Annotated in this window: 6 protein-coding genes; 2 read left to right on the forward strand and 4 right to left on the reverse strand. The window is 43.0% G+C overall.

Annotated elements, in window-relative coordinates; genetic code table 11:
• Window positions 1-5: 5 nt before the first annotated feature.
• Together pheA and QUB12_RS07810 are read left to right on the forward strand one after the other, a co-directional pair.
• Window positions 6-953, forward strand: a complete 948-nt coding sequence (gene pheA / locus QUB12_RS07805; protein WP_333145977.1) for a prephenate dehydratase — start codon at window positions 6-8, stop codon at window positions 951-953.
• 34 nt (window positions 954-987) lie between these two features.
• The gene (locus tag QUB12_RS07810) at window positions 988-1,629 is read left to right on the forward strand and encodes a pentapeptide repeat-containing protein (RefSeq protein WP_333145974.1); all 642 of its coding nucleotides are present in this window, start codon (window positions 988-990) and stop codon (window positions 1,627-1,629) included.
• Window positions 1,630-1,662: 33 nt separating this feature from the next.
• Here QUB12_RS07810 and QUB12_RS07815 read toward each other — a convergent pair whose 3' ends face one another.
• From QUB12_RS07815 to QUB12_RS07830, 4 genes are all read right to left on the reverse strand, one after another.
• Window positions 1,663-2,601 (reverse strand): PspA/IM30 family protein, encoded by a 939-nt coding sequence (locus QUB12_RS07815; RefSeq protein WP_333145972.1) that lies wholly within the window; start codon window positions 2,599-2,601, stop codon window positions 1,663-1,665.
• A 215-nt stretch (window positions 2,602-2,816) separates the two neighbouring features.
• Window positions 2,817-3,458 carry an LON peptidase substrate-binding domain-containing protein gene (locus QUB12_RS07820; protein ID WP_333104131.1) on the reverse strand — a complete coding sequence of 214 codons (642 nt, stop codon included), beginning with the start codon at window positions 3,456-3,458 and terminating at the stop codon, window positions 2,817-2,819.
• 233 nt (window positions 3,459-3,691) lie between these two features.
• On the reverse strand, window positions 3,692-4,948 hold the full coding sequence (locus QUB12_RS07825) for a COR domain-containing protein (RefSeq protein WP_333145969.1): 1,257 nt from the start codon (window positions 4,946-4,948) through the stop codon (window positions 3,692-3,694).
• A gap of 61 nt (window positions 4,949-5,009) precedes the next feature.
• The gene (locus tag QUB12_RS07830; protein WP_333145966.1) at window positions 5,010-6,236 is read right to left on the reverse strand and encodes an ISL3 family transposase; all 1,227 of its coding nucleotides are present in this window, start codon (window positions 6,234-6,236) and stop codon (window positions 5,010-5,012) included.
• Window positions 6,237-6,529: the final 293 nt, after the last annotated feature.

Raw genomic sequence — 6,529 nt, forward strand, 5'->3', positions numbered from 1 at the left:
TCTAAATGAAAATTTCGTTAGCGAAGCCCTCGAAGAGGATCGCACATCTCGGCCCTGTTGGTACAAATGCAGAAACAGCGGCTCTAGCTTATGTCAATTGGTTGAGCCTGAATACTAACTTGGAATGCACCCTGTGTCCTTATTCCACCATTTCTCAAGCGCTAGAGGCATCGGCCCTAGGGCAGGTTGACTATTCAGTGGTGCCCGTCGAAAATTCGATCGAAGGCAGCGTGACTGTCACCTTAGACACACTGTGGCGACTCGATCAACTCCGCATTCAACACGCCTTAGTTTTGCCAATTTCCCACGCGCTAGTGTCCAATGCTAAAAATTTTAACGAGATTCAAAAAGTTTACTCTCACCCGCAAGCGCTAGCTCAGTGTCAGGTATGGTTGGGGCAGTTTATTCCCTCAGCTCAATTAATTCCGGCCAATTCAACCACGGAAGCATTGCAATATCTGGAAGATACAAATGTAGCAGCGATATCTTCGCCAAGAGCGGCTGAACTTTACAATTTGCCAGTGTTAGCTCACCCCATTAATGATTATCCCGATAATTACACTCGATTTTGGGTACTCAGCAGGAGTTTTGGAGAAATCGCCAACGTAGAACCAGGGGATCACTCATCCCTTAAATCCCTTACCCAATCTGCTTCTAAGTTGATCCTCGATGCTTCACCGTCTAATTGCACCCATACCTCACTAGCTTTTAGCGTACCTGCCAATATGCCGGGAACACTGGTAAAACCTTTGCAAGTATTTGCCAGTCGCGGTATTAATTTAAGTCGGATTGAATCTAGACCGACTAAAAGATCCCTCGGAGAATATATTTTCTTTATGGACGTTGAGGCTAACGCCTGCCAAGCATTTGTTCGCTCGGCACTCGATGAATTAAAAAATCACACAGAAACTTTAAAAATATTTGGTTGCTACAATGTACTGTCAGTAGTATAATTTATTTTTAAGTAAAACTTAGGAGGCTGGCGAGATGAATGCGGATGAACTTCTCAAGCGATACGCAGCCGGAGAAAGAAATTTTCATGAAAGCAACTTGAAAGAGGCTTCTTTGCGAGAAGCTTTCCTAATTCATATTAATCTAGCCTGTGCGAATCTCAAGGAAATAAATTTTGCCCTGGCCAACTTAAGGGGGGCAAACTTAATAGGTGCCAAGCTCAAGAATGCCTGTCTGGTGATGACCAACCTAAATGGAGCTAACCTGAGCGGAGCCGATCTAACTTTCGCAAGATTAACAGGAGCTGACCTGATTGACGCAAACCTGAAAAAAGCCAACTTGAGCGACACCAAAATGATTGGTGTTAATTTGATCGGAGCAAACTTGGAAAACGCCAACTTGATGGAAGCAAACCTCCTAGATGCTTGCTTGGACAATACAAACCTTGAAAAAGCCAATCTAAGCGAGGCAAGACTGCGGGGAGCGAGCCTGAACAAAGCCGACTTGAGAAACGCTTTTTTGTGTGAAAGTAACCTTGAGGGCGCTGACTTGAGAGGAGCTGACTTGAGGGGTGCTAATTTGAGCGGGGCATTTTTGTGCGGCGCTAATCTCGAAGGAGCTAAGTTAGATGAGGCAATTTTAAGTGGGGCCATACATTTTTGCGTCAGACAAGTTTGAGTTCACGCAATATATAACCGGAGAATCCGACAACTAAGGGCTAAAAAATATACTATTGACTTGGCTGAAAGTGAAGTCTATTTGCTGCTGTACCTTAGCAAAATGAAGCTGCATCTTGAGGATCTCTTTCTTGGAATTAGCTTGAGCAATCTTACTTTCCAAAGCCAGCAAGTTGCGATTGAGAGTTTCTACTCGCACAGTTTGGTAGTCTAAGTCAATTTTTAGTTCTGCAGCCCGATCGAATTGAACCTGCTGGCGAACCACAGCTAGGCGGATTGAATTCTCATCCTGTGTCTGAAGAGCTAGCAAAGCTCGCTGCTGCCACTGGTTGGCTTGAGATTCAGCTTGATTGTACAGCCACTGAATCCGCAGTTGGGCGGAAATCGCACTGCCAACAGCCTGACGCAGTTCTTTGAGAGGTTCCTGAATTTCTAAGATTAATAGTTCCCAAAGATTCATCAGTTCACTGGTAAATTCTTCGCGTTCTACAGAGGCTACCAGTGCTTCTAATAGCAACAAATTTGGTTGCATTTGCTGCGTAATTGTCTCAAATATTAACTGGGCTTCGGACATTTGCCGATCGTAATTTTTTTCTGAGACTGCACCGGATGAGTGCTTTAATATTTTTTCCGTGCTGTCTAACTCAGCTTCTGCATCTGAACTTGAAGCTACAAAGGCCTGTAATTTTTCGCGGGCGATCGAATTCAGCCTTTGTCGAAGCAAATCGCAGGCCGCCCGCTGCACTGGCCCTGTTTCGCTTTGACAAATCTGGATGACTATTTTTAAGCCAGCATCGCCGTAATTCAAGGTCTCTCTCAGGGAGGCAATTCGATGTTCGTTGACAGAACTAGACAGCCGATGTTTAACTCCTGCTAGTCCGCCGAGCACTACACCGCCCACAGGAGGTGGCAGTTGACCGCCTCTAACTGCATCGTAGGGTTTCGGTTGGTCGTGATTTTCTAACACAAGCATCTAATTTAGAAACGGGCAAGATGCCCGTTCCACAGAATAATTTATTTTTGTGGAACGGGCATCTTGCCCGTTTCTAAATATTTGTGTAAAAGGTCTATTAATTCTCAATTATTTAATCTCCAATGCGAAAATCGAAAATCGAAAATGGTATGACTCTGTGTGATTCTTGCTTCCATGCAGGCAAAACCGATCGTACTTTTTGCCTGCCCCATTGACTACTTGAGGGTATCTTTAAGTACAGTCCTCGCGGCCAAGTGATTGCGAGTAGAAGTCAAAATTTCGGTTTCGCGTTCCAATCTCGCAGCAGTATCTTGCAATTCTAAAAGAGTTTGCTGTTCTGTCGCTGCGCCGTAAAGGTAGCTGGCTACCCAGTAGGACAATTCTGTAGGCAAACTGGGAATGTCTTCGGGCAGGTCGATCGGCTGATCCATTAATTTGCTGGAAAGGCGAACTACATCTCTCAGCAGTTGTTCGACATCTTTTCCCAAAGGTCTGAGGTCTTTTTGCGGCGGTTCATCTTCCATCCATTCTACTAGACCGACTAAATAGGGTTTTTCGCGAACGGCGTCGAGGACTCGGAACCGCTGCTGTCCGAGGGTCATAATTTTCATGCGATCGTCGGGGAGGCGCTGACAGTGAATCACTTCGGCGCAACAGCCAACGGCAGAGACTTTGTTTTGGTTGGGGTCCCACATGAGTACACCGAAACGCCGATCGCCCTCCAGAATCGTATTCATCATGATTCGATAGCGAAACTCGAAGATTTGCAGTGGGAGTGGTCTACCTGGAAATAGAACCACTTCCGGCAACGGAAATAAGGGGAGTTCGCGAACTGCTACAGAGGAAGAGGATGCCATTGTCGCTCAAAAGTGACGGTACTTGCGCTTATTTTTCTTACTTTAACTGATTAAAGGCAATTCCGGGCGGGGTGAGGGGCGATCGGGGGGAAATGCGACGCGGGCGATCGAGGCTTTGGGCTGATGCGTAGAATCAGAAACCGGGTTTTTTCCCAAAATCCTGGGTTGTTACCCACAGATTAGGTAAAAAACCCGGTTTCTTTGGGCTGATGCGTATGCCTTGCATAACTTATTTAGCGCGCTGGCGGTAGCTGGATTTCGATACCCAGTTTGTTGCCAACATCGATGGCCGTATTCGCAAATTCTGTGACACCTGCGATGCCAAATCCGATCGCCGCCGCCGCCGTTACAATAGCTTTTAAACTTTTATTTAATCTGTCTTTATTCCATTGGCTTTCCGGTTTCTGAATTTCGGCTTCGACATCTTCGATATCGATAATTAGATCGCCACGAACATCTTCAGGAAACTGCACGCAGGTTGCACGCAGAGATGCGATTAATTTCAGGATTTCTGCTGTATCAGCGTTATTAATTTGAGTAAATTGATTGTTTTTAACTTCAGCGTTATCGCTGTTGATAACACCAGCAGACATCGGGCCGTTGAAGTTGTTGGTTTTGGAAGAAGTTTCAGTCATTTTTTTACCGTCGATATTGATATTAAATTGAATGCTAGAATTATCTACCAAGTCAGGTCGATCGATTCCATAAATTCGCTCTTTTTCTTCCCATTGTTGCAAATTGTCGGGGAAATCTTCCATCAAGCGGCGCACCTGAACCATTTGATAAGATTTGTCGCATTCGATTTCGTAGCGATGGTTTGCCAAACGGCGGCGCAGCGCTTCAAAATCGTAGAGGTGAGGGTCTTGGCTGCCTTTGCATTGGTGACAATTGCAGGGGATGAGTTCTTGATATTTTAGGCGATTGTCGTAAGTAGCATGAATTTTCCAGATTTCGTGGCGGATACGGTCTAAAAGAAATTCTTTCCGCTTGCCAGAAACTCGAATGCGGATTTCTCGTTGGTGGTAATTCTCGATAACTTCGGCTTTAGCGTAATTGTCGGCGAGGATGACTCCATCGCGCCAGACAATATCCCCCCTACCCTTTGGTAAACCGGATTGAGGGCGGTAGATTAACAAGTGCATTTCTACGATGAAGCGGGTAATGATGCCTTTGGGTATGAAGTCGTATTCGTAGCGCAAAATCAGGTTATCGGCGTCATCCCAGGTGTAGTTGGGCGTTTCGAGGGGGAGAAGTTGCGGGGCGATATATTGTCCGGGTTGGCAGGGGATTTCGTAACACAGTTTGAAGTGTTTCATCAAGTGCAGCAGTTCGTCGTGCAAGTCTTGGTATTCCCTGTCGCGCCAGATTTGCTTGAGGTTTTCTTGGGTGAAGTACCCGTAGTTGGCGATGACTTCTGCGTTGTCGGTGACTTCTCCATTGTCGGTGACTTTTTTGTTGCCGATGAGTTTGTAAACAGCGTTGGTTGCCAATTCGGGACGGAGCTAGTCCCTAGGTAGCAAATAAAGGTTCTACCGAACCTAGTATGTAAAACTAACTAGCAAAATGCCAATGTAAGAAGCTCCTAAGAATAAAGTTGTCAAAATTTCTCAACCCATAGCCTTTTCTTTTGATGAGCTTTAATTTGTTATTAATTCCTTCCACAACTCCTTGAGTAGTCCTCCGATCAAAATACGCAATAATTTCTCCAATCCACCTAATAATTGTCCCACAGCTTTTGGGGAAAACGGAAATTGCATCTTTTAACCAATCACTTAAACTCAATAATCCTTCTACCCAATCTTTTGGGGCTTCAAAAATTTGTCTAAACTCTTCTTTCATTTGATGCATTTTTTGTAATGTAGGAGCAACTTTTTTGAGTGATTCTAACTGCTCTTTTTCGAGGTCAGTGAGATCCTCTTCATTTTTTAGTAAGACATATTTACTTTTTTTTATTCCGGAGAGTAGTCGCTCTTTTTCCGAGTTATTTTTTAAGGCAACGGCTGCTTCCTTAATCTTTTTTCTAGCTCCATCTAATTCTTCATTTACTTGCTTCATAACATGAAATCTATCGACCACAACTTCTGCTTGTGGCATTAAAGCTTCTGAGACATTTTTATAAGGTTTCCACATATCTATACTGCAGGCTTCTATTTGGTCTAAAACCTCTTCTCCCCAGGCTTCTAGGTATTTTTGTATTTCCACTTGAGTTCGATTTTTGACCATTCCTACTATAATTTTTTTATCGATATCTACTAAAACTACACAATAATTTTTCTGTCCTTTTACTACAGCAATTTCATCAATTCCTAGCCTTTTTAATCCTGATGGTTTTTGTCTGAGCAATTCCTTTCCCCATTCTTTTAACATGGTTTCTATTTCTTGTTCGCTGACTCCATTCCTTTGAGCCACATTTTTAATATCGCTTTCTAATAATTCTGACAAAATCTTTGTTTTCAACCTCTCTGTATAGGTTCTAGTTTTTTTAACAAATTCTAAGTCTTCACTAAATTTTTTTGGGCAACCTTCACACCTCATCTGACGGCGATTTACTTGTAAATATACTTTTTGCTCTCCAAACGGCAAATCCCTCACTACATAATAATGATTTTGAGGGAGTTTATCAGTTTTCTGACCACAGTCGGGACAAATGGCTTTTTTGTTGTTATTATCTAAGTAAATCGTGATTCCTATATTTTCAATAATCTGATAACTTTTGACTGTCACTCCCTCAATATTAAGGAGTTTCGTCATTAGATGAAGTTGAGGATTGGAAGCCATAGGTATAATTTTTATCTTAATTTCTCTAAAATTTAACTTTATTATACTACAAAAAGCCCTGTAAGTCAATATATAACTGCTTTGCCCGCGCCTAATGTTTATATTTTATAGTTAATTTTTATAAAAATTATTAACTTTTTTACATAGTAGGTTCGGTAGAGCCCAAATAAATAGACAAAATGATACACTTATAGACAAATATGCGGTGTACCATTGTGTTTAAGCTCGCGCGTTTTCGCAAAAAAGCTGGGATTGTCAGTAAAAACACTCCAACGTTGGGACGTTTCAGGGAA

It is taken from the genome of Microcoleus sp. B7-D4, from assembly GCF_036705125.1.
GTDB lineage: Bacteria > Cyanobacteriota > Cyanobacteriia > Cyanobacteriales > Microcoleaceae > Microcoleus.